The sequence below is a fragment of the Niveispirillum lacus genome, from assembly GCF_002251795.1.
GTDB lineage: Bacteria > Pseudomonadota > Alphaproteobacteria > Azospirillales > Azospirillaceae > Niveispirillum > Niveispirillum lacus.
In genome coordinates this window covers 196792-216017 of the sequence record NZ_NOXU01000026.1, presented here as the reverse complement: position 1 = coordinate 216017, position 19226 = coordinate 196792, and the positions used below count along the sequence as shown (strand labels likewise).

Here is a 19226-nt window from a genome sequence, read left to right as displayed (position 1 = left end):
GCGTGGTGCCAAAAGGCACAAAAGCAGCAAGATCACAGTTCCGAGTCGGTTGAAAGCCGACCCTAAAAGGCCATATCGGTTCGGATCACCCTTGCTGCAAAGGTTTGTCATGGCGATGCCCATTGTTCCGGCCGATCCCGTTGTGCAGTTGCGCGATATCCGTCTTAAGCTGGAGAGCGAGGCGGGCAGCGTCAACATCCTGAAAGGAATTGATCTGCATGTCGGCCGTGGCGAAAAGGTAGGGGTCGTGGGGCCCAGCGGGTCTGGAAAATCATCCATGATGATGATCCTGGGCGGATTGCAGCCCCCAACCTCCGGTTCCGTGCAGGTCAAAGGGCATGAATTGACACGCATGGACGAAGATGCGTTAGCCCGCTTCCGCCGCGATGAGGTGGGGATCGTATTCCAGTCCTTCCACCTCATACCCACCATGACGGCGCTGGAGAATGTCGCCATTCCGTTGGAATTTGCCGGGGCGCCTGATGCGTTCGAGCGGGCTCGCAAGGGGCTGGAAGCCGTCGGCCTGGGCCATCGCCTGACCCATTATCCTGGCCAATTGTCGGGCGGTGAACAGCAGCGTGTGGCCTTGGCCCGCGCCTTTGCGCCAGAACCATCCCTGCTGCTGGCGGATGAACCCACAGGCAATCTGGACGGGGATACGGGCAAACGCATCATCGAACTGATGTTCGCTATGGCCGACCGGGTGGGCACAACCATTGTCCTGATCACTCATGATTCGGGTTTGGCCCGGCAATGTGACCGGGTGATCCGCCTGGTCGACGGGCTGATTGTGGATGACGCACGCGGCGATGTGCAGCGTCGGGCGGCGGGGCATTGAGATGACTGCAACAACGCTTTCCACCGGAACGGTGACGGCACCGCCCAAGGGCACTTGGCTGTCAGAATGGAAATTGGCATTCACCATCGCGCGACGTGAACTGCGCGGCGGGCTCTCCGGTTTTCGGATTTTCATCGCCTGTCTGGCTATCGGTGTTGGTGCCATCGCAACGGTGCAGTCAATATCAAGCGGGATTGAGAATGGCATGCGCAGTGACGGACGCGCCATTCTGGGTGGGGACGTTGCCGCGCGTATCCTGTATCGCGAAGCGACGCCCGAACAACTGGCGTTCCTGACAAGCAGGGGCGAGGTGATGACCTCGGCCGAAATGCGGGCGATGGCCCGCGATCCGCAAGATGGCGGCACCAGCGCCCTGGTTGAGCTGAAATCAGTCAGCCCCAATTACCCGCTTTATGGGACCTTTGAGATTCAAGGGCCGGATGGATTGCCACAAGCGGTGGATATCCAGGCCCTTCTGGCCGAAAGGCAGGGCCGTTTCGGTACGGTGGTGGAAGATACCCTCGCCACCCGCCTGAACCTGAAAACCGGTTCCCTGGTCAGTGTCGGCGGCACAGAGGTGGAGGTACGAGGTCTGATCGCGCGTGAACCGGACAAGGCCGGATCGGGCAGCTTCTCTCTTGGCCCCCGACTGATGGTGTCCGATGCGGCCCTGGCACGCACAGAGTTGGTGCAACCCGGCAGCCTGATCACCTGGTCCTACCAAGTCCGGCTGAAGGATGGGATTGGCATCAAAGAGTTCCGAGAACAGGCAAAGGCCGAACTGCCCGATGCGCCGTGGCGGCTGCGAGATTATCTGAATGCCGCCCCGCAATTGTCGCGTTTCATCGACCGCATGACCCTGTTTTTGACCCTGGTTGGGTTGACGGCGCTGCTGGTGGGCGGGGTTGGCGTCGGTAATGCAGTGCGTGCGTATATGGATGCCAAATCGAACACCATCGCCATGCTGAAATGCGTCGGCGCGTCGGGTTCGCTGATCTTCAAAACCTATCTCATTCAGATTTTGGCACTGTCATCGATTGGCATCGCTATCGGTCTGGCGGTGGGTACGGCCGGCCCCCTGGCGGCCGGCCAGGCACTGGCGGAAGTGTTACCTATTACAGCACGGATCGGGGTCTATCCGCAGGCATTGGCTATCGCCGCAGGTTTCGGGTTTCTGACCGCCCTGGCTTTCTCGCTATGGCCATTGGGTCACGCGCGCGAAGTTCCGGCCATCGCGCTGTTCCGGGAAGTGGTGCAGAAGGCCAAGGGCACACCACGCTTCGCTTATCTTCTGGGGATTGCCGCATCCGGTTTGGCCTTGGGGACGTTGGCCGTTGCGACAGCAGAAGAGAAAGGGTTCGCCATCTCCTTCGTTATTGGCTCCGTAATGGTGTTAGGGCTGTTCTGGCTGGCTGGTATCGGTGTGACAAAACTGGCCAAGGCGGCAGGCAGGCCGCGCCTGCCTGTCCTTCGACTGGCGCTGGCCAATATCCACCGTCCCGGCAGCCCGACCAGTGCCGTGGTCCTGTCACTGGGCCTGGGCCTGACCGTCCTGGTCGCAATTGCCCTGATCGAAGGGAATTTCCAGAAGGAAGTCTCCGACCGCCTGCCGACTGATGCGCCGGCCTTTTTCTTCGTCGATATCCAGCCTGATCAGGTGGAGGAATTCAGCCAGACAGTATTGGCCGTACCTGGTACGGAAGACCTAAACCTCGTGCCCAATCTGCGCGCCCGAATCGTTGCCATCAACGGAGTAGAGGCGGAAAAAGCGCTGAAGACCAAGGAATATTCCTGGGTTCTGAATGGTGACCGCGGCATCACCTGGCAGGCCAAGGCCCCGGCCAATGACACGGTCCTGGCCGGCGAATGGTGGCCGGCAGATTATCAAGGCCCGCCCAAACTGGCCGTTTCAAAGGAGATTGCGGAGAGTTTTGGTATCGGACCCGGTGCGACAATGACCATCAATGTCCTCGGCCGTGATATCGAGGGGGAAGTTGCGGTGGTCCGTGAACTGGATTGGGATACGATCACCATCAACTTCACCCTGGTCTTCTCTCCCGGGGTTCTAGAGTCGGCACCCCAGACCTACCTAGCAACGGTGCGCGTGCCGGAGGCCTCGGAATCGGCTGTGCAGCGCAATGTAGCGGTAAAGTTCAGCAATATCAGCGCCGTCCGTGTCAAGGATGCCCTGGATACGGTGTCGGGGATTCTGATGAATGTGGGGTTGGCCGTCCGGTTGACGGCGGCAGTGACCCTGCTAGCCGGCACCTTGGTACTGGCTGGCGCGGTGGCGGCAGGCCATCGCCGCCGGGTCTATGACGCCGTGGTCCTGAAGGTGCTGGGCGCCACCCGCACCACCGTTCTACGCGCTTTCCTGTTGGAATACGGACTTCTGGGCCTGATCACGGCAGCGATTTCGGGAATTCTGGGTACGGTGGTCGCCTGGATTGTGATCACCGAAGTGATGGATTTCTCCTTCCACTTCATGCCCTGGGCCGTAATCAGCACGGCTTTGATTTGTACCGCCATCACCCTGACCTTGGGCTTCATTGGGACTTGGCGCGCCCTGGGTCAGCCAGCCGCCCCTGTCCTTAGGATTGATTGACGAGACCTGATCCCGTCTGTTGTAAATATGCAAAAGGTGGTCCCCCACGCGTGATAAGCGTGGGGTCCTCCCCTATCGCGGATGGGACAGTGATACAGGTGACAACAATGGACCCGGCGATCATCGATCCAGTGGTCAAGGAACCGGCCGCAAGCGCCAATGGCACGGCGGATGCCATCCCGGATGAGGCGCTGAACGCCAAACTGATCGCCTGCTGGCAAGCGGCGCTCAATACCGATGACCCGAATGAAAGCCAGCGCTGGGTCGATATGGCCGAATGGCTGGCCCATCGTGACGATGTGACGATGCCTGTCAGCATGGACAAGCGGCCGACCACCGAACGCCGGCGCTTCCCGCGCGTTCCTGTGCGAAGCCCGGCCCTCCTGGCTGTCGGGGATCGGGTTATCCGCGGCGAAACCGTCAACCTGTCGCGTACTGGCGCCTGTTTTGCCTGTACGGGGCCAGAGGGGGTTGACGCAGGTGCCGTTGGCCTGTTCTCCGTCCATGGGTGGGTAGAAGATCGTACCGCCCGTATCGTTGCATTGGAACCGGGCCAGATCCGATTGACCTGGTCGATTTGATCGGATTCTGCTCGCGCTTGTCCCAAGCGACGGCCTGATGCGGCAACAAAAAACCCCGCCATCGTCATGATGGCGGGGTTTTTTTTTGAATGTCGGCCAGATGGGTTTAGAAGAACCTGACCGACACCGGACTCAGGCAGCGGCCTTGCGCTGCTCAACGGCGGCAACGAAGTTGCGCAGCATCGCATCAATCAGCCCGCTCATATCTTCATTGCTCTTGGCGGTCAGCAAGAAGCGATCCTGCACAATCTCATCGTCAGACCATTTGGCACCAGCAGCCTCCAGTGTCGCCTTGGCGCTGTCGGCACCGGTCACGGTGCGACCCTTGATCCGTTCCACCAGAGCTAGGAGCTCGACACCCTTGCCGAAGGCGGCAATGCCTTTGCCGCTATCGACAAAGCTGCCCACGATGCGGCGGGTGTGGGGATTGCTGGCCAACTTGGCCACGGAACGATCGCCGCCGGGCAGGACCAGCAGGTCGAAATCAGCCGCCAGAACTTCGCCGACATGACGATCAGTGGGGAAATAATGTCCCCAGGCGGCTCCGTGCCAGCCATTGACCAGGCCCTGTTCGGGCGAAATCACTTTCGGCTTTGCGCCAGCCTTCAGCAAGGCGCGCTGCGGCTCGGTCATCTCCAGTTCTTCAAAGCCATTGGCCACAAGAATGGCGATGTTCTTTCCGGCAAGCAGTTGTTCGGTCAAGGTCTCGTCTCCTTCTGTTGGTCCGGTGGTTTCGGGGCCCGACCCGGGGTCGGTGAAACCATGGACAGGGAACGCGCCAGCCGGGCCGGTCACGTCCAATTTGCCATGCCGAAAGCGGCGCTCGATCCCGCATCCCCATTAAATCCGGTCCCGATGACGCTGCTGCCATGTCAGGGCGGAATTGGGACTGTTCCAGGTACGGCACTGGCATCCGTTCCAGCCCGTCTATGCGGTGCTGGTCGGGCTAGAGCCCCCCTTGGGGTCCCACGGGGACTGGGGGCGGATTACGTCTTTTCATGCATGGCGCGGTAATTGGGCCTTTGTGCGCGGAAGGTCAATCCGCAATTCCCTCAAACCAGCCATCACCGGTCGGCGGTCACGCCATAAGTCCGATCTTAACAGGTCAGCGGAAGATTAACTGGGGCCCGTTCCTTGACGATGTCCAGCACTGTCCCGCCCACCGGCACAAACCCGGTCCGGTCCAATAGCCTATGCGCCGGGTTATCGTAAAATAACCGCGCACGTAATGATCGCCCAAATCGGTCAGCAACGGCACACAGCGCGGACAGCGCAGAGGTCCCGTGACCCCGCCGCCGAAGTTCGGGCAACAGGGTTAAATCAACAAGCGTGACGGGGCCGGTGGAGGGCCAGTCCAGGATCAACAGACCAATGGGGCGGCCGGCATGCGACAGCAACAGGATGCTGGCCAGCGGATGATCCCGCATCAGCGCTGACAGACGGCCCTCCACCTGGGCACCAATCAGCAGAGCACGCGCCGAAGCCGGAACGCCGGTGAGCATCTCGCCCGTATCCGCCCCCACGATCTGCCGCAGCGCCGCCCGGTCAGCCTGGCCGGCAACGCGGGCCTGCATGTCGGCCAATGTGTCGAGCAGGGCGGCGATGGGGTCAGGGTTCATGACGCGACGATCCTGGGTTGCGTTATCGGTCCCAGGATAGACGCGGCCGGCATCAGTACCCGTGTGAATTGCTTCACGTCATGGTCTGCACCGGCCGCGGTTCTATTCGGCTGCGGCCCCAGCGTTTGGCAGGGCATGGTTCAGGAACCGCTTACGCAGTTCGGTTTTCAGGATCTTACCTGTAGCCGTGTGGGGCAACTCGTTAACAAAGACAATGTCGTCGGGCAGCCACCATTTGGCCACCTCGCCTTCAAGATGGCGCATCAGCGCGTCCTTGTCGGCCGCATGTCCAGCACGGGGAACGATGATCAGCAAGGGGCGTTCGACCCATCGTGGATGGGGCACACCGACCACGGCCGCCTCCTGCACCGATGGATGCCCCATGGCGGCGTTTTCCAGATCAATGGAACTGATCCACTCACCGCCGGACTTGATCACATCCTTGGCGCGATCAACAATGCTCATGGCGCCATCGGGGCTGATCACGGCCACATCACCGGTCCTGAACCAGCCATCGGGCGTGAAAGCGCCCGCATTCGCCTTCTCCTCCCGGTAATAGCCCCGGGTGATCCACGGACCGCGCACGACCAGTTCGCCATAGGAGGTGCCGTCACGCGGCTGATCCTGACCATCCGGGCCAATGACACGCATTTCCACACCGTAAAGCGGGCGACCCGCCCGCATTTTGGCATCATGCTGCTTCTCCATGGGCAGTTTGGCCTCGGCCTGAGACAGAGCGCCGACGCTGCCAACGGGCGACATTTCGGTCATGCCCCAGCCCTGGACACAGGCCACGCCGTGGGTCAGTTCAAATTCCTCCAGCATGGCCCGTGGCAAGGCGGACCCACCGACCGTCACACTCTTCAAGCTGGTGAACTTTGCGCCCGTGCTGCGCAGATGGGCCAGAAGACCCAGCCAGACAGTCGGCACCCCAGAGGAGATGGTGACCTGTTCCTGCTCCATCAGTTCATAAACACTCTTGCCATCCAGCTTGGGCCCGGGAAGCACCATCCGCGCTCCGGCAATGGCGGCGGCATAGGGGTAACCCCAGGCATTGGCATGAAAGAGTGGTACCACCACCAGAATCGTCGATGCTGACCGCACATCCAGGCCCGGTGCTGTCAATACGCCATACGCATGCAGGACCGAGGATCGATGGGAATAGAGCACCCCCTTAGGGTTTCCCGTCGTACCGGAGGTATAGCAAAGCCCGCATGCCGTATTCTCGTCGAATTCAGGCCAGTCAAACGTGTCGGCTTGGCCGGCCAGCAAGGTTTCATAACAGAGAAGGTTGGGGATGGCACTGGCGGCCGGCATCAGGTCCGGCCTGGTCATGACAATCACCGCTTCTACCTGCTGAAAGGCTGGCCACAGCTTTTCCACAAGCGGTAGAAACATGGGATCAATGAACAGAAACCGATCTTCGGCATGGTTGACGATATAGGTGATCTGATCCGGGAACAGCCGTGGATTGATGGTGTGACACACCGCTCCAATTCCCGGCAGCGCGTAATAGAGCTCCAGGTGCCGATGGTCGTTCCAGGCCACCGTTCCCACCCGATCACCGGGCTTCACGCCTAACCCATTCAGGGCATGGGCCAACCGCGCCGATCGATGCCAAGCATCCCGCCATGTGTAGCGATGCGGATCTTCCAGCGCGAAACGCGAGGTGATTTCCTGGTCTCCGTAGTTCAAGGCGGCATGCCGTAGCAAACCAGTCGTCAGCAACGGCCGGTCCATCATCAACCCTGCAAGCATTCGGATCGTCCTCCCAAGCGTTTTTGTTATGGCTCGAATGCATATAGCTTGGGGCTTTCCACAGCCGCTTTCCAGAGGCATTTAAACGCTTGTTCCAAAAAATCCTCGCCGCGGAGACATATGCACACGAAAAAGCCCGGCTGCCGTTTCGGCGCCGGGCTTTGGCCAGACGGACATCAATCGGGTGTTCGGGACCAGCCAGTCAGCGGCAGGCCTCAAACTCCGCCAGCAATTCCCGCATATCAAGCGCCTGTAGCGCTTCAAGGGCAGCGGTCAATTCGGCCGCACAGCGGCTAAGTTGTTGGGCGTGAAAGCTGATTGTAGCTGCATGATTGGCGATGTGCCCGTGCGGCAGGCGTGTACGCATATCAATGACCATGGAGACCCCGTGGATGCTGGTGTGGCTTGTTTTGGTGGACGATACTTATGGTTAGGTACTTTGGTCTTGAGTCCATTGATGCATGTCTTGGAAATCGCTGCAATAGAAAAAGTAGTGCACTATATTCACCTAAAATTTTAGAAGGTTTCCTTTAAAAGCGCACTGAGATACACCAACTGGATCGGTGCGATTGCCACCCTTGCGAAGAAAGCCAGTTTTATGGATGACCAGACCCAAACGGAACTTGAAGCGGCGGCCTTCCGCCATTTGGTGGCCCACTTGCAGGCCCGAACAGACGTGCAGAACATCGATATGATGAATCTGGCCGGCTTTTGTCGTAACTGCTTGTCCAAATGGTACCGGGCTGCCGCGGTAGAACGCGGGATAGAGATCACCGATGCGGCTGCACGCGAACGGATCTATGGCATGCCATACGAGGAATGGAAGGCCAGACACCAGCGGGAGGCAACGCCAGAACAGAAGGCTGCGTTCCAACAGGCCAATGGGCATTGAGCAGTATCACAGGGCGCCGGTGACGATGCCGGGCATGCAGTAACCAGCATCACCGCAAATGAAAACATTTGCGGCGCGAACGACACGATCAATCGCATCCTATAGTTTGCAACCTTGATCAGAACCTGCCGGTTCTGATCAAGGGCGCCTGAGGCTGGCAGTCGTTACCTTACTAAGGGTGTGATGAGTTCCCCTCATCAAAACTGGGTATCAGGCGGGATAGACATTGGCACGACGCAGACGCAGTGATACGGCCTGTCCCGGCGCCAGGAGCAACGGTGTGGCGTGTCGGTCCAGAACGGCCTCCACCACCTTGCCATCCAGGTCCAGATCCAGGCGCAGTTGCGGCCCCACGGGCTGGATCAGACGGATGATGGCCGGCAAAGTCCCCGCCTCACCCGCCGGTGCCAAATCAATATCGTGGGCGCGGATATAGGCGGTGGCCGGTCCTGGCGGGGGTAGATCATTGACCACGGGTACCCGGGCCCCGCCGATCACCGCCGCCCCATCGGCTACGACACACTCCAGTCGCGTGCCTCCCCCCAGGAAGTCACAGACAAAAGCAGAGGCCGGATTATCATAAACTTCTGCCGGGGTGCCCACCTGTTCGATGCGTCCCTTGTTCAAAATCGCGACACGATCAGCAAGTTCGAGCGCCTCTTCCTGGTCATGGGTCACGAACACTGTCGTGACACCCATACCCTTGTGAATATCGCGCAACCAGCGGCGCAGCTCCTTACGTACCTTGGCATCAAGCGCACCGAACGGCTCATCCAGCAACAGCACACGTGGTTCGGTGGCCAGCGCGCGGGCCAGGGCCACACGTTGCCGCTGACCGCCCGACAACTGGTTGGGGTAACGGTCTGACAGCGGGGCCAGTTGCACCAATTCCAGAAGGTTCATAACCCGGGTACGGATTTCCGCTTCGGAAATTTTCGGGCGGCGACGGGATACGCGCAGCCCAAAGGCCACATTTTCAAAGACGCTCATATGCCGAAAAAGCGCATAGTGCTGGAACACAAACCCCACGCGGCGCGCGTGCGGTTCGGCGATCGTGGCATCCTCCCCCTCGATCAGCAGCGTACCCTCATCGGCAAAATCCAGACCGCCGATCATGCGCAGCAAGGTGGTCTTGCCCGATCCGGACGGACCCAGCAGGGCCATCAGTTCACCAGAGTGAATATCCAGGTCGATCCCATCGACCGCTGCGAAGCCACCGAAACGCTTGGTCAGGTTATTGATGTTGATGCTCATCGGTCCATTCCCATCAATGGCGGCGGGCGGTGGCTGCCAATTCGGCGCCGTGACGCCATTCCAGCAGCGATTTGGCGACCAGCGTCACCAGGGCCAGGATGGCCAGAAGCGAGGCCACCGCAAAGGCCGCCACGAAATTGTACTCGTTATAGAGGATCTCCACATGCAGGGGCATGGTATTGGTCTCACCCCTGATGTGACCGGACACGACCGACACAGCCCCAAACTCTCCCATGGCGCGGGCGTTACACAGCAACACGCCATAAAGCAGGCCCCAGCGAATATTTGGAAGAGTCACGCGACGGAAGGTCTGCCAACCGCTGGCGCCCAGCGTTATCGCCGCCTCTTCCTCATCCACACCCTGGGCCTGCATCAGGGGGATCAGTTCGCGCGCCACAAAGGGGAAGGTGATAAACATGGTTGCCAGCACCAAACCTGGCACTGCGAATACGATCTGCACGCCATGTTCACGCAAAAACGGCCCCAACAGACCGTGCGCCCCGAATAACAACACATAGACCAGGCCGGAGATGACCGGACTTACCGAAAAGGGCAGATCAATCAGGGTCAGCAGCAGGGATTTGCCGGGAAACTTGTGCTTGGCGATGGCCCAGGCGGCGGCAATGCCGAAGACCACATTCGCGGGCACGGCGATGACGGCGACCAGCAAGGTCAGTTTGATGGCGGCCAGCGCGTCGGGTTCCACCAATGCCTCGGCATAGGCGCCGAAGCCACGGCGCAAAGCCTCGGTGAACACGGCTGCCAACGGCAGCAGGATGAAAAAGCCCAGAAAGCCCAGGCCTGCCAGCATGATCAGTGCCTTGACCCAAGTGGGCTCCGACAGGGTCACGCGGGATTTGGGGGTATGTCCGCTCATCTCACACCCCCGCCCAGCGGCGCGACCAGCGCTGCAACAGATTGATCACCAGCAACATGATGAAGGACAGGATCAGCATGGCGATACCGACAGAGGCGGCGCCGGCATAGTTGAACTGCTCCAGCTTAATCACGATCAGCAGCGGCGCGATTTCCGACACCATGGGCATATTGCCGGCAATGAAGATTACCGACCCGTACTCCCCAACCGCCCGCGCCAAGGCGAGAGCGAAGCCGGTCAGGAGGGCTGGGAAGATCACGGGGAAGATGACGCGCATGAAGGTTTCAAACCGCGTGGCACCCAAACAGGCCGCTGCTTCCTCCAGTTCGGTATCCAGTTCTTCCAGCACCGGTTGAACCGTGCGCACCACAAACGGCAAGCCGATAAAGGTCAGCGCTACCACGACGCCCAGCGGCGTGTAGGCAACCTTGATCCCCAACGGGTCCAGGAACTGCCCTATCCAGCCATTGGGCGCGTAAAGGGCGGTCAGCGCGATACCAGCCACGGCCGTGGGCAGGGCAAAGGGCAGATCGACAGTGGCATCCACCACCCGCTTGCCCCAGAAATCATAACGCACCAGCATCCAGGCCACCGCCAGCCCGAACACCGCATTGATGGCCGCCGCCACAAATGCCGCCCCGAACGACAGGCGCAGTGCCGCCAGCACACGCGGTTCTGTGACCTGATGCAAAAAGCCCGACAGGCCGATCTCCCAGGGGCGGATCACCAGGGCCGCCAGCGGTATCAGCACGATCAGGGTCAGATATGTCAGCGTTATGCCCATCGTCAGGCCAAAGCCCGGTATGATGGAACGGTTGCGCCGTCGGAAAAGCGAGAAGCCGGAAGACACCGTCATGCTATGCCCCCGCGATGGGCAATGCCGACGCGGCGCTGAAAGGATGGCAGTGAAGGCAAGGCAAAGTTCCTGTCCAAAAATGCCCCCTTTCTTGACGCACAGACCCCGCCGACCCTGTCGGGTCCGGCGGGGAACTGGCTCTGGGGGTAAGGGTAGTCTGATTCTGCACCACCACAAAGGGTGCAGTGGTTAACATCGCTATTACTGACCGGGCTTGTAGATCTCGTCGAACACACCGCCGTCGGCAAAGTGGGTTTTCTGAGCCACGGTCCAGCCACCGAACTTGTTAATATCGAACAGTTTGATGTTTGGGAACTGGTGGGCGTATTTCTGGGCCAACTGGGGAAGGCGCGGGCGATAATAATGCTTGGCAGCCAGTTCCTGACCCTCGGGCGTGTAGAGATAGGTCAGGTAAGCTTCGGCCACCTTGCGTGTGCCCTTGCGATCAACATTCTTGTCCAGCACAGCCACCGGCGGTTCGGCCAGGATGGAGACGGACGGCACCACGATCTCCAGCTTGTCGGCGCCCAGTTCATTGATGGCCAGGAACGCCTCATTTTCCCAGGCCAGCAGCACGTCACCAATGCCACGCTGGACAAAGGTCGTGGTGGAACCACGGGCACCGGTATCCAGCACCGGTACATTCTTAAACAGTTTGGTCACGAATTCCTTGCCCGCCGCGTCACTGCCACCGGCCTTGTCCGCCGCATAGCCCCAGGCAGCCAGATAGTTCCAGCGCGCCCCGCCCGAGGTCTTGGGGTTGGGCGTGATCACCTGGATGCCAGGCTTCACCAGATCATCCCAGTCCTTGATGCCCTTGGGGTTGCCCTTGCGGACCAGGAACACGATGGTGCTGGTATAGGGTGTTGAATTATAGGGCAGCTTGGCCTGCCAATCTTTGGACAGGAGGTCCGAGTTCTCGGCAATCGCGTCAATGTCCGATGCCAGGGCGAGGGTCACGACATCGGCGTCCAGCCCGTCAATGACGGAGCGGGCCTGCTTGCCGGAACCGCCATGCGAAACCTTGATCTCCAGCTCTTCGCCCGTCGTGGCCTTCCAATGTTTGGCAAAGGCGGCGTTGAACTCTTTGTAAAGTTCACGGGTCGGGTCGTAGGAGACGTTGAGAATCTGACCGCTGCCCCACACAGGCGACACGGCCAGGGTGGCAAGTGCGGCGGTGGTGATGGCGACTCGCTTAAACCATTTCATCGTGGAAACTCCTTCATCCATCAGGCGGCTGCCACGAAGCATGGTTCGTGGCGCTTTAGCGTTTGGTGACGCGGCGCAAGCTGCGCGATCAAATTGCCGCGACCGTCGGGGTAATCCCTATCGGTGATATGGACTTTCGCCTTGTCATCACGTGGTGTCAATATGATTTTTTAACGGTAGGAAAATGTTGTTTTTCCAACGAAGGGGGTATTTTACTAGTCCGCGAAGTGTATTTTCATATAATCTATGTAAATCAGTATCTTAGCGCTGGTAACGGCATCGTGCCGTCGCAGCGTGCGTCCAACAGAAAGCGTGCCACCTGCAGGCATGCAGACGGAAAACCGCCAGGGCATGATCACTGAGCGACGAATGCGTCTTTCTTTTACATGAAATAATCGGAAAATTAAATGGACGGCGATACTGCCAAGGGCTGACGCGTATCGACCACCATTTGTGCCCTGCGGTGCCGGGCCGTATCCTCAGCCACCGCGCTGCCAGACCTTACTGATCAGGAAATTCTTGGCCAGGAACTGATAGGTACGCTTCAACCGGTTTTCGGTTTCCGGTTCCTTGTCGATATCGTTCCCATCCCACATATCGATCATCTCGTCCCACACCATCAACAGGGTGTGCAACTCATCGCGCATACGGCGGATGAAGGCGACCTGGGCATCAAAAGTACGCAGCATGGCCATCACCTCAGCCGTCTGCCCGTCCACTTGGTCGAAGATATCATCGAAATTGGCGACAGGCGTCTTGGCCAAAGCCTGCATACGCGCTACGTCCGCGACGACCTGCCCCTCGCCTTTGAAAGTGCGTTTGGCCTGATTGAGCTTCGACATGATTTTCTGAACATGCGAATAGCGGTCACGCAGCGCTTCGATGTAGGACAGTTCGCGGGCCAGATAATCGACCTTATCGACCATCTCCTGTTTGCGGTCTTCGGGCAGGCCGAATTGTTTGGCCAGTTTGGAGAAGGCTTCCTGTGCCTTCTGCTTGGTCTGGGGGTCTTCCACGATCTGTTCCAGTTGGAACCGGTCAGTGATCATGGATTCCCGGCCCGTGATCCAGGAAACCAGTTGCAGGGTCAGGCGGCCACGCGCGATGGTCAAGTGCCGTTCATCAACACGCCAGGACGCCGAACCGTCGAGCAATTCACGCGGGATGCTGTCGCCTGGGCGGATTTCCCTGACGAATTTCAGACCCTTTTCCACGATGCCCAGCAGGCGGGCATCATCGCTCTTGTCTTCAATCTGAAAACTCTCCCGCAGGGTACGGAACGGAATCTTCCCCCAGACATCACCCAAATGCACATTGAAAACAGGATCATTGTTGTCCTTGGACAGGGCAAAATAGCCGCCAGGCAACTGGAAGACCTTGCTGGTGAAGAGAAAATGGGTACTGGTGTCCCCTTTCTGCTCCCCTTGATCCTTGCTTGGGCCGTCTGTCGGGTTTTTTTCAGACACTGAAACCTTCCGGGCAAGCCCGGTCCCCATCGTCCACGATCATTGTGACGACCAGTATAGCCGGCCCGTCCCCATTTGCGAACGGAACCATATCATCCAAAGGGTGGGTTGACGAACCCCTAAGTTGATTTCTGGCGTGTGCCTGTTTGGAAATGGACAGACCCCTGTAACCTTTACGGTACAAGGCTTAGTCATTCATCATCTTGGCGCTCTTGATGGCGTCACGCAGCAACACACCTTTGCGCAGAATGTTGTCGACGATACGGCCCTGCACCAACTGAATACCAGCCTTCTCCGCGAACATCAGACCGGACACAGAGCCGCACCGGGCAAGAATGAAGCGGCAATTGCTCTGAGCCCGGATTTTTTCGGCAAACACCTCATATTCATGGTCTGACATCATGTCCATTTCGTCGTTCCAGAATATCTTGGCATAGTCGCAGGCCATATACTCCAGGTCCATATGCGTGACCCAAAAGTCATTCAGCCCGTCGATGCAAATCTGATAGCCTTTGGACGAGGCAAAATCGACGACCTCCTTGTAGGTGTCGATATTCTCCACCAGATCGGCCTTGTTGATCTCCAGGATCACATTGCCACGTAGATCGGCGGTGAGGCGTTCATCGAACTTCACGAAAGCAGCCGACATGATGGTCGACAAGTTCAGGTTCAACCCAATACGGCGGCCCCGCAGAAAATCGACCCCATAATTGAGTGCCTTCAGCACTGAATTATCCAAGTTGGCGGTAAAATAACTGAACAGCCATTTGTTGGCGGTAATGTCGTAGTTGGGTGACAGCCGCTCTTCCAACGCCTTTATCGCGATATAAAGCTCGAAATACTCGAACTGATTCTGTTCGCTGTTGGTAATGTCAACAACTGGTTGATTCAGCATGAAGGGCGACAGGTCGAACATCTGTACAGCGCGTTCGATCTTGCCCAGTTCTTCCAGCGTGATTGGCGGCTTTGTCTCCGCCTTGGCGGCATCTGGCCCATTCTCCCGGGCCAACCCTTCGATGAACCGGATCACGTTCACGAAGTTCAGGGAGAGTTCCATGATGGAATAGAGGCTGTCTTCCCCATAGGGATTGCGCTTCACCATGGAGGTGCGCGACAGCATCAGCTTCTCGATCTTAGAGCAGACGTCTGAAATCAAGGAGAACTTGATGCCCTTATAGAGGACGATGACGTCGTCATTGGACAGGGAGAAAAGCTGGAGGTATGCCGACTGATCAGCCGTTTCCTGCATGGCCCGCTTGATGGAGATCAGATCAAGCTGGCTTTTATCCTTCAGCAAAGACATATGCAGGTGGATCAGGCGCAGACCCTGCACCTCGCGCTTGGCACTCTGCAGCAGTGTCAGCAGCTTCTGATCATCATATTCGGGCTTTTCATTCATCGCGTTGGCAGACGAACGCTCGCCGGGTTTTACCCGGACCCAATCGCGTTTCGGTGCATTCGGTTGGCGATTCATGAAGCTGCCCTTGCGCCCTTCTGCCTGGATGCCGTTTCCGGCGGCACATTGTCCCGTGTGGGTTCCGTGATCGTCGGGTCCACCGTGCGTTCACATAGGGTATTTATACCCCAAAGACATACATCCGACTATCCACCATCGGACAAGTATACAAAATTTTATCTATTCCTCCTAACGTGATCTTCCACCGCTTCACAACGCTCTGCAAGAGGATCAGTCGCATATATGCGGAAGTAACGCCCGGCTGGCGGAACGCATAGGGCAACATCTTGATCCGATGGAAAAATCAACAGGGTGGCTGGGGCGCCAGGATTCGAACCTGGGAATGGCGGTACCAAAAACCGCTGCCTTACCGCTTGGCGACGCCCCAACACCGGCCCTTACCTGGGCGGGCGGCACCATAGTCAGTTTGATTGCCGGGTGCAATAGGGTCGCGAGGGCTTCATCATCACATTTGCCAGATGGCTTGGATATGGCGAACACAAGTGGTCATGCTAAAGTGTCGTGCATACCCACTCCCTAGTGTCGGAAAGACCGGCCGGTGCCGGAACTGTCAAGAATGTCGATCAAAGCCCCTGCCACCGTGCTACGCCGATTCGCCCGCTGCCTTGTCCTGCCTCTGCTGCTTTCGGCGACGGCGCCGGCATCACTGGCGCAGGTGACGGAACCGAAAAAACCGACAGTGCAGAAACCCGCTAAACCTGCGGTGAAAAAAACCACAGCAGCAACCACGACTGCTGCCAAACCCAAAGCGAAACGCAAGGCTGGGGCTGCCGCTGGCGCGGCTGTCACAGCGGGGGCCGCAGCGTCAGCGTTGGCCGCCGGCACACAACTTCCCCCGCCACTGCCGGCTAACGCCGATCCGGAACTGAAGCTGCTGGAAGCAAAGGCGCGTGAAGGGGAGGCTGAAGCCCAGATTGGACTTGCCGATGCCCTGATCGCGCAAACGCCGACCAGTGCCGTAGACATGCGCCGCGCGCTTTATTGGTATGGACAGGCCGCCAACAAGGGCGATGCCGATGCTGCCTGGACACTAGCAGAATTGTTCCGGGGCGATCTGGGCATACCGGATGATATGGAACAGGCCGCCGGCTGGTACCGTAAAGCGGCAGAAATGGGGCATGCCGAGGCGGCTTTTGATCTGGGCCTGCTCTACACAGAAGGTTATGGCGTTGAACGTGACACCAGCGAGGCAGCGCGTTGGTTTCAGCAAGCGGCGGATGCTGGCATTGCTCGCGCGCTGTACATGCTGGGCACGCTTTATGAGCAAGGGGTCGATGGCGCCGCCGATCTGGAGGCAGCACGCGCATGGTATCGTCAGGCCCAGGATGCCGGCGATACGGGGGCCAGCCAAGCCCTGCGGCGACTGGATACCGGCGGTCGCAATGTCGAGGTGGCAGCAGGCCCGCCTGCCGGTATGCTGGGCGGGCCGCCGGGCAGTGCCAGTATCCGACGCTCGACGGCATCTGTAAGCCCTACCAGCGCCGAGGGGGAGGAAGATGGCGAAGCGAATGGCCCCACCCCGCCAGACCGCCCGACTCAGCTTAACGGTACGACCATTGCCAACCGCCCTATACCGGTGGACCAGGCTGGTGTCCGGGAGATCCAGACACGGTTGGTCAAACTAGGATTCCACAAAGGCAAGGCTGATGGCTTTCTGGGAAAAAGGACCGCCGCAGCCATCCGTGCCTATCAGAAGTCGGTTGGTCTGCCATCCGACGGCAAACCCACCCAGGCCCTGCTCTACCGTTTGCGGCAAGGTTGAAACGGTCCTCAGCAACGAACAAGGGCCTAGTACCAGGGCTGTCCCAAACCCTCCTGTTCAAAGGCACGGGTAACGGCGGGTAAGGCTGTGGTACGGGCCGCGTGGGCCCCGAGATGATGTAACAGGCGAGGCGGTCGCCCAGCAAAGTTTCGGCCCCAGCGCACCATCATCAGCAGCATGAAATCGACGATGCCGGGCCCGCCCCCGCCCAACCATTCTCGGCCCTCCAGCGCCTTCTCAACCACGTCAAACAGCGCGTTCAGGCGGTTTTCGGCCGCCTGTTTGACGCTGTCAGCAAAGGCAGGGTCCATCACATGACGCTCCGGATAGTAATAGGCTAAAAAGGCAACCTGCACCGAATTGGTCAGATGGATCAGCCATTGGCAGGCCCGCGCCCGTTCAATGCTGCCGAGTGGCGGGAGCAGACCAGCCTGGGGATGCCGGTCGGCCAGATGCAGCAGAATGGCGGCCGTTTCAAAAATCGGCTGATCGCCATCCACCAATGTCGGCAACCGGCCGGTTGGGTTCAGCCGCAGGTACTCTGGCTGGTGATGCTGCTGGTTGGCCGTATCGACCCAAACCATCACATAGGGCACGCCGATGGTTTCCAGCGCCATATGCGGTGCCAGATTGGCCATGCCGGGACTCCCATAAAGCTTGTACATCGCCGGTGGCTCCTTCATTGAGTGTAGCGGAGGTTTGCTTCTCTTAAGGGACCATACCCCCATTGTCCGCACCAAGATGCGGACAGGGACGGGCAGGCTGTCGGGATACGGAGAGGATGGCGAGCGGCAGGCGCTGGAGCATTCGGAAGATAGTGCGGGCCCTTGCGCTGACCGTGGCTGTGCTGTTCGGCCTGTCCATAGTGTGGGTCCTGACCTACGCCGTGTTGCCTGTGCCGGCGACCCCGTTGATGATCATCCGTGCCCTGGAAGGCCATGGCTGGCACCATGAATGGCGCTCCATGGAAAAGATCAGCCCCGCCCTGGTTCGGGCTGTCATCGCGGCAGAGGATAGCCGGTTCTGCAACCATATGGGGGTTGATCTTGACGCTGTGGAACGGGCGCTTGAGCGCAACCAGACCGGCAAACCTCTGAGGGGCGGCAGCACCATCAGCCAACAGGTAGCGAAGAACGCCTTTCTGTGGCCCGACCGATCTTGGCTGCGCAAAGGAGTGGAACTTTGGTTCACCCTGCTGGTGGAAAGTTTCTGGCCAAAGAAACGGATTATGGAGGTCTACCTGAACATTGTGGAGTGGGCGCCTGGTGTCTATGGCGCTGAAGCCGCCGCACGCACCTGGTTCGGTAAGGGTACCAGCGAACTCTCCAACCAGGAGGCCGCCCTGCTCGCCGCTATCCTGCCTAATCCGCTGAAATGGAAAGCCAACCCGCCGGGCCGCTATGTTGCATCCCGCGCGGGGGTGTTGCAGCAGCGTATGGAGATTGTCCGCCGCGACGCGCTGGACACCTGTACCCGGTAGGGATCAGGCCTTTTCATTACGTTGTGACAAGCACTGCCCCAATCGGTCACGTTCTGCACCGGGCAGATCATAAAACGCCACACCCATGGCGCCAGCTTGGCGCCAACCAACAATCGCCTCACCGGCAATGTCAGAACCGCCGAGCGACAGGACAAAACTGAACCGGTCCTGTGGGTTCAACAAACCGCGATAGCCCAAAAGACACATTCCCGACCCGTTTACCTCAGTCACAGCCAGCTTTTGTCCGTTCACCAGTACCGAGACGCCCAGCAGCGGCGGGGACGAATGCGGCCGACTGCGCCACAGCCTGCCCAACCACCGTAGTAGCGACAAGGTACCCGGCAGGGAACGTATGGGTCCGGTCTGGGTTTGGGCGGTGGCTGTCATGGGATAAGCCTGTGGGCATCATGTGGATAACTCCAGAATCGCACGGAGTCTGGCCACTTGAACAGCGCTGCCAAAGACCACACACCAAAGGTGTAGATTTGGCAGCAGCACCCCGGCGATTTGACTAGGCCGGCCTGCTGACACACATTACCGAGCCCTATGCCG

18 protein-coding genes and 1 tRNA gene are annotated in these 19226 nt (G+C 59.1%); 6 read left to right on the top strand and 13 right to left on the bottom strand.

What is annotated here, in order from left to right; genetic code table 11:
* Window positions 1–109 precede the first annotated feature (109 nt).
* From CHU95_RS08960 to CHU95_RS08950, 3 genes are all read left to right on the top strand, one after another.
* Window positions 110–838 carry an ABC transporter ATP-binding protein gene (locus CHU95_RS08960; protein ID WP_245838070.1) on the top strand — a complete coding sequence of 243 codons (729 nt, stop codon included), beginning with the start codon at window positions 110–112 and terminating at the stop codon, window positions 836–838.
* Window position 839: 1 nt separating this feature from the next.
* Window positions 840–3443: an ABC transporter permease gene (locus CHU95_RS08955; protein WP_094455953.1), complete on the top strand. Its 2604-nt coding sequence runs from the start codon at window positions 840–842 to the stop codon at window positions 3441–3443.
* A gap of 107 nt (window positions 3444–3550) precedes the next feature.
* Window positions 3551–4024, top strand: a complete 474-nt coding sequence (locus CHU95_RS08950; protein ID WP_094455818.1) for a PilZ domain-containing protein — start codon at window positions 3551–3553, stop codon at window positions 4022–4024.
* A gap of 132 nt (window positions 4025–4156) precedes the next feature.
* Here CHU95_RS08950 and CHU95_RS08945 read toward each other — a convergent pair whose 3' ends face one another.
* The 4 genes from CHU95_RS08945 to CHU95_RS22405 form a co-directional block, all read right to left on the bottom strand.
* Window positions 4157–4726 carry a DJ-1/PfpI family protein gene (locus CHU95_RS08945; RefSeq protein ID WP_094455951.1) on the bottom strand — a complete coding sequence of 190 codons (570 nt, stop codon included), beginning with the start codon at window positions 4724–4726 and terminating at the stop codon, window positions 4157–4159.
* A 395-nt stretch (window positions 4727–5121) separates the two neighbouring features.
* Window positions 5122–5643, bottom strand: coding sequence for a GNAT family N-acetyltransferase (locus CHU95_RS08940; RefSeq protein ID WP_094455816.1), 522 nt, complete (start codon window positions 5641–5643; stop codon window positions 5122–5124).
* Between the two features lie 102 nt (window positions 5644–5745).
* Complete coding sequence (locus CHU95_RS08935; RefSeq protein WP_094455814.1) at window positions 5746–7401, bottom strand: long-chain-fatty-acid--CoA ligase; 1656 nt, start codon at window positions 7399–7401, stop codon at window positions 5746–5748.
* Between the two features lie 202 nt (window positions 7402–7603).
* Complete coding sequence (locus tag CHU95_RS22405) at window positions 7604–7780, bottom strand: hypothetical protein (RefSeq protein WP_165772099.1); 177 nt, start codon at window positions 7778–7780, stop codon at window positions 7604–7606.
* Window positions 7781–7999: 219 nt separating this feature from the next.
* Between CHU95_RS22405 and CHU95_RS08930 the strand changes: the two genes are divergently transcribed.
* Window positions 8000–8293, top strand: coding sequence for a DUF1244 domain-containing protein (locus tag CHU95_RS08930; RefSeq protein ID WP_094455812.1), 294 nt, complete (start codon window positions 8000–8002; stop codon window positions 8291–8293).
* A gap of 210 nt (window positions 8294–8503) precedes the next feature.
* Here the strand turns inward: CHU95_RS08930 and CHU95_RS08925 are convergent, their stop codons facing one another.
* The 7 genes from CHU95_RS08925 to CHU95_RS08895 form a co-directional block, all read right to left on the bottom strand.
* On the bottom strand, window positions 8504–9547 hold the full coding sequence (locus CHU95_RS08925; RefSeq protein ID WP_094455810.1) for a sulfate/molybdate ABC transporter ATP-binding protein: 1044 nt from the start codon (window positions 9545–9547) through the stop codon (window positions 8504–8506).
* A gap of 13 nt (window positions 9548–9560) precedes the next feature.
* On the bottom strand, window positions 9561–10424 hold the full coding sequence (gene cysW, locus CHU95_RS08920) for a sulfate ABC transporter permease subunit CysW (RefSeq protein WP_094455808.1): 864 nt from the start codon (window positions 10422–10424) through the stop codon (window positions 9561–9563).
* A 1-nt stretch (window position 10425) separates the two neighbouring features.
* Window positions 10426–11280, bottom strand: coding sequence for a sulfate ABC transporter permease subunit CysT (cysT, locus tag CHU95_RS08915; protein WP_094455806.1), 855 nt, complete (start codon window positions 11278–11280; stop codon window positions 10426–10428).
* Window positions 11281–11481: 201 nt separating this feature from the next.
* Window positions 11482–12489 (bottom strand): sulfate ABC transporter substrate-binding protein, encoded by a 1008-nt coding sequence (locus tag CHU95_RS08910; RefSeq protein WP_094455805.1) that lies wholly within the window; start codon window positions 12487–12489, stop codon window positions 11482–11484.
* A gap of 479 nt (window positions 12490–12968) precedes the next feature.
* Window positions 12969–13955, bottom strand: coding sequence for a hypothetical protein (locus tag CHU95_RS08905; RefSeq protein WP_133065484.1), 987 nt, complete (start codon window positions 13953–13955; stop codon window positions 12969–12971).
* A 187-nt stretch (window positions 13956–14142) separates the two neighbouring features.
* Window positions 14143–15429, bottom strand: coding sequence for an EAL domain-containing protein (locus tag CHU95_RS08900; RefSeq protein WP_094455801.1), 1287 nt, complete (start codon window positions 15427–15429; stop codon window positions 14143–14145).
* Between the two features lie 295 nt (window positions 15430–15724).
* Window positions 15725–15799: transfer RNA gene (locus tag CHU95_RS08895), tRNA-Gln, on the bottom strand.
* A 189-nt stretch (window positions 15800–15988) separates the two neighbouring features.
* Here CHU95_RS08895 and CHU95_RS08890 point away from each other — a divergent pair.
* Entirely contained in the window at window positions 15989–17194 is a 1206-nt protein-coding gene (locus tag CHU95_RS08890; RefSeq protein ID WP_094455799.1) for an SEL1-like repeat protein, read from the top strand.
* Window positions 17195–17220: 26 nt separating this feature from the next.
* Here CHU95_RS08890 and CHU95_RS08885 read toward each other — a convergent pair whose 3' ends face one another.
* Window positions 17221–17859, bottom strand: a complete 639-nt coding sequence (locus CHU95_RS08885) for a glutathione S-transferase family protein (protein WP_094455797.1) — start codon at window positions 17857–17859, stop codon at window positions 17221–17223.
* A 152-nt stretch (window positions 17860–18011) separates the two neighbouring features.
* On the opposite strand from CHU95_RS08885, the gene mtgA reads away from it, so the two are divergent.
* Window positions 18012–18674 (top strand): monofunctional biosynthetic peptidoglycan transglycosylase, encoded by a 663-nt coding sequence (gene mtgA, locus CHU95_RS08880; RefSeq protein WP_245838069.1) that lies wholly within the window; start codon window positions 18012–18014, stop codon window positions 18672–18674.
* A 3-nt stretch (window positions 18675–18677) separates the two neighbouring features.
* On the opposite strand, the gene CHU95_RS22075 is transcribed toward mtgA, so the two are convergent.
* Window positions 18678–19061: a hypothetical protein gene (locus tag CHU95_RS22075; RefSeq protein WP_133065483.1), complete on the bottom strand. Its 384-nt coding sequence runs from the start codon at window positions 19059–19061 to the stop codon at window positions 18678–18680.
* Between the last annotated feature and the right edge of the window lie 165 nt (window positions 19062–19226).

Bases quoted from the DNA above. Each gene is read 5' to 3' on its own strand.
- CHU95_RS08960 (WP_245838070.1), top strand. From the start codon at position 110: ATGGCGATGCCCATTGTTCCGGCCGATCCCGTTGTGCAGTTGCGCGAT.
- CHU95_RS08955 (WP_094455953.1), top strand. From the start codon at position 840: ATGACTGCAACAACGCTTTCCACCGGAACGGTGACGGCACCGCCCAAG.
- CHU95_RS08950 (WP_094455818.1), top strand. From the start codon at position 3,551: ATGGACCCGGCGATCATCGATCCAGTGGTCAAGGAACCGGCCGCAAGC.
- CHU95_RS08940 (WP_094455816.1), bottom strand. From the start codon at position 5,643: ATGAACCCTGACCCCATCGCCGCCCTGCTCGACACATTGGCCGACATG.
- CHU95_RS08935 (WP_094455814.1), bottom strand. From the start codon at position 7,401: ATGCTTGCAGGGTTGATGATGGACCGGCCGTTGCTGACGACTGGTTTG.
- CHU95_RS22405 (WP_165772099.1), bottom strand. From the start codon at position 7,780: ATGGTCATTGATATGCGTACACGCCTGCCGCACGGGCACATCGCCAAT.
- CHU95_RS08930 (WP_094455812.1), top strand. From the start codon at position 8,000: ATGGATGACCAGACCCAAACGGAACTTGAAGCGGCGGCCTTCCGCCAT.
- CHU95_RS08925 (WP_094455810.1), bottom strand. From the start codon at position 9,547: ATGAGCATCAACATCAATAACCTGACCAAGCGTTTCGGTGGCTTCGCA.
- cysW (WP_094455808.1), bottom strand. From the start codon at position 10,424: ATGAGCGGACATACCCCCAAATCCCGCGTGACCCTGTCGGAGCCCACT.
- cysT (WP_094455806.1), bottom strand. From the start codon at position 11,280: ATGACGGTGTCTTCCGGCTTCTCGCTTTTCCGACGGCGCAACCGTTCC.
- CHU95_RS08910 (WP_094455805.1), bottom strand. From the start codon at position 12,489: ATGAAATGGTTTAAGCGAGTCGCCATCACCACCGCCGCACTTGCCACC.
- CHU95_RS08900 (WP_094455801.1), bottom strand. From the start codon at position 15,429: ATGAATCGCCAACCGAATGCACCGAAACGCGATTGGGTCCGGGTAAAA.
- CHU95_RS08890 (WP_094455799.1), top strand. From the start codon at position 15,989: ATGTCGATCAAAGCCCCTGCCACCGTGCTACGCCGATTCGCCCGCTGC.
- CHU95_RS08885 (WP_094455797.1), bottom strand. From the start codon at position 17,859: ATGTACAAGCTTTATGGGAGTCCCGGCATGGCCAATCTGGCACCGCAT.
- CHU95_RS22075 (WP_133065483.1), bottom strand. From the start codon at position 19,061: ATGACAGCCACCGCCCAAACCCAGACCGGACCCATACGTTCCCTGCCG.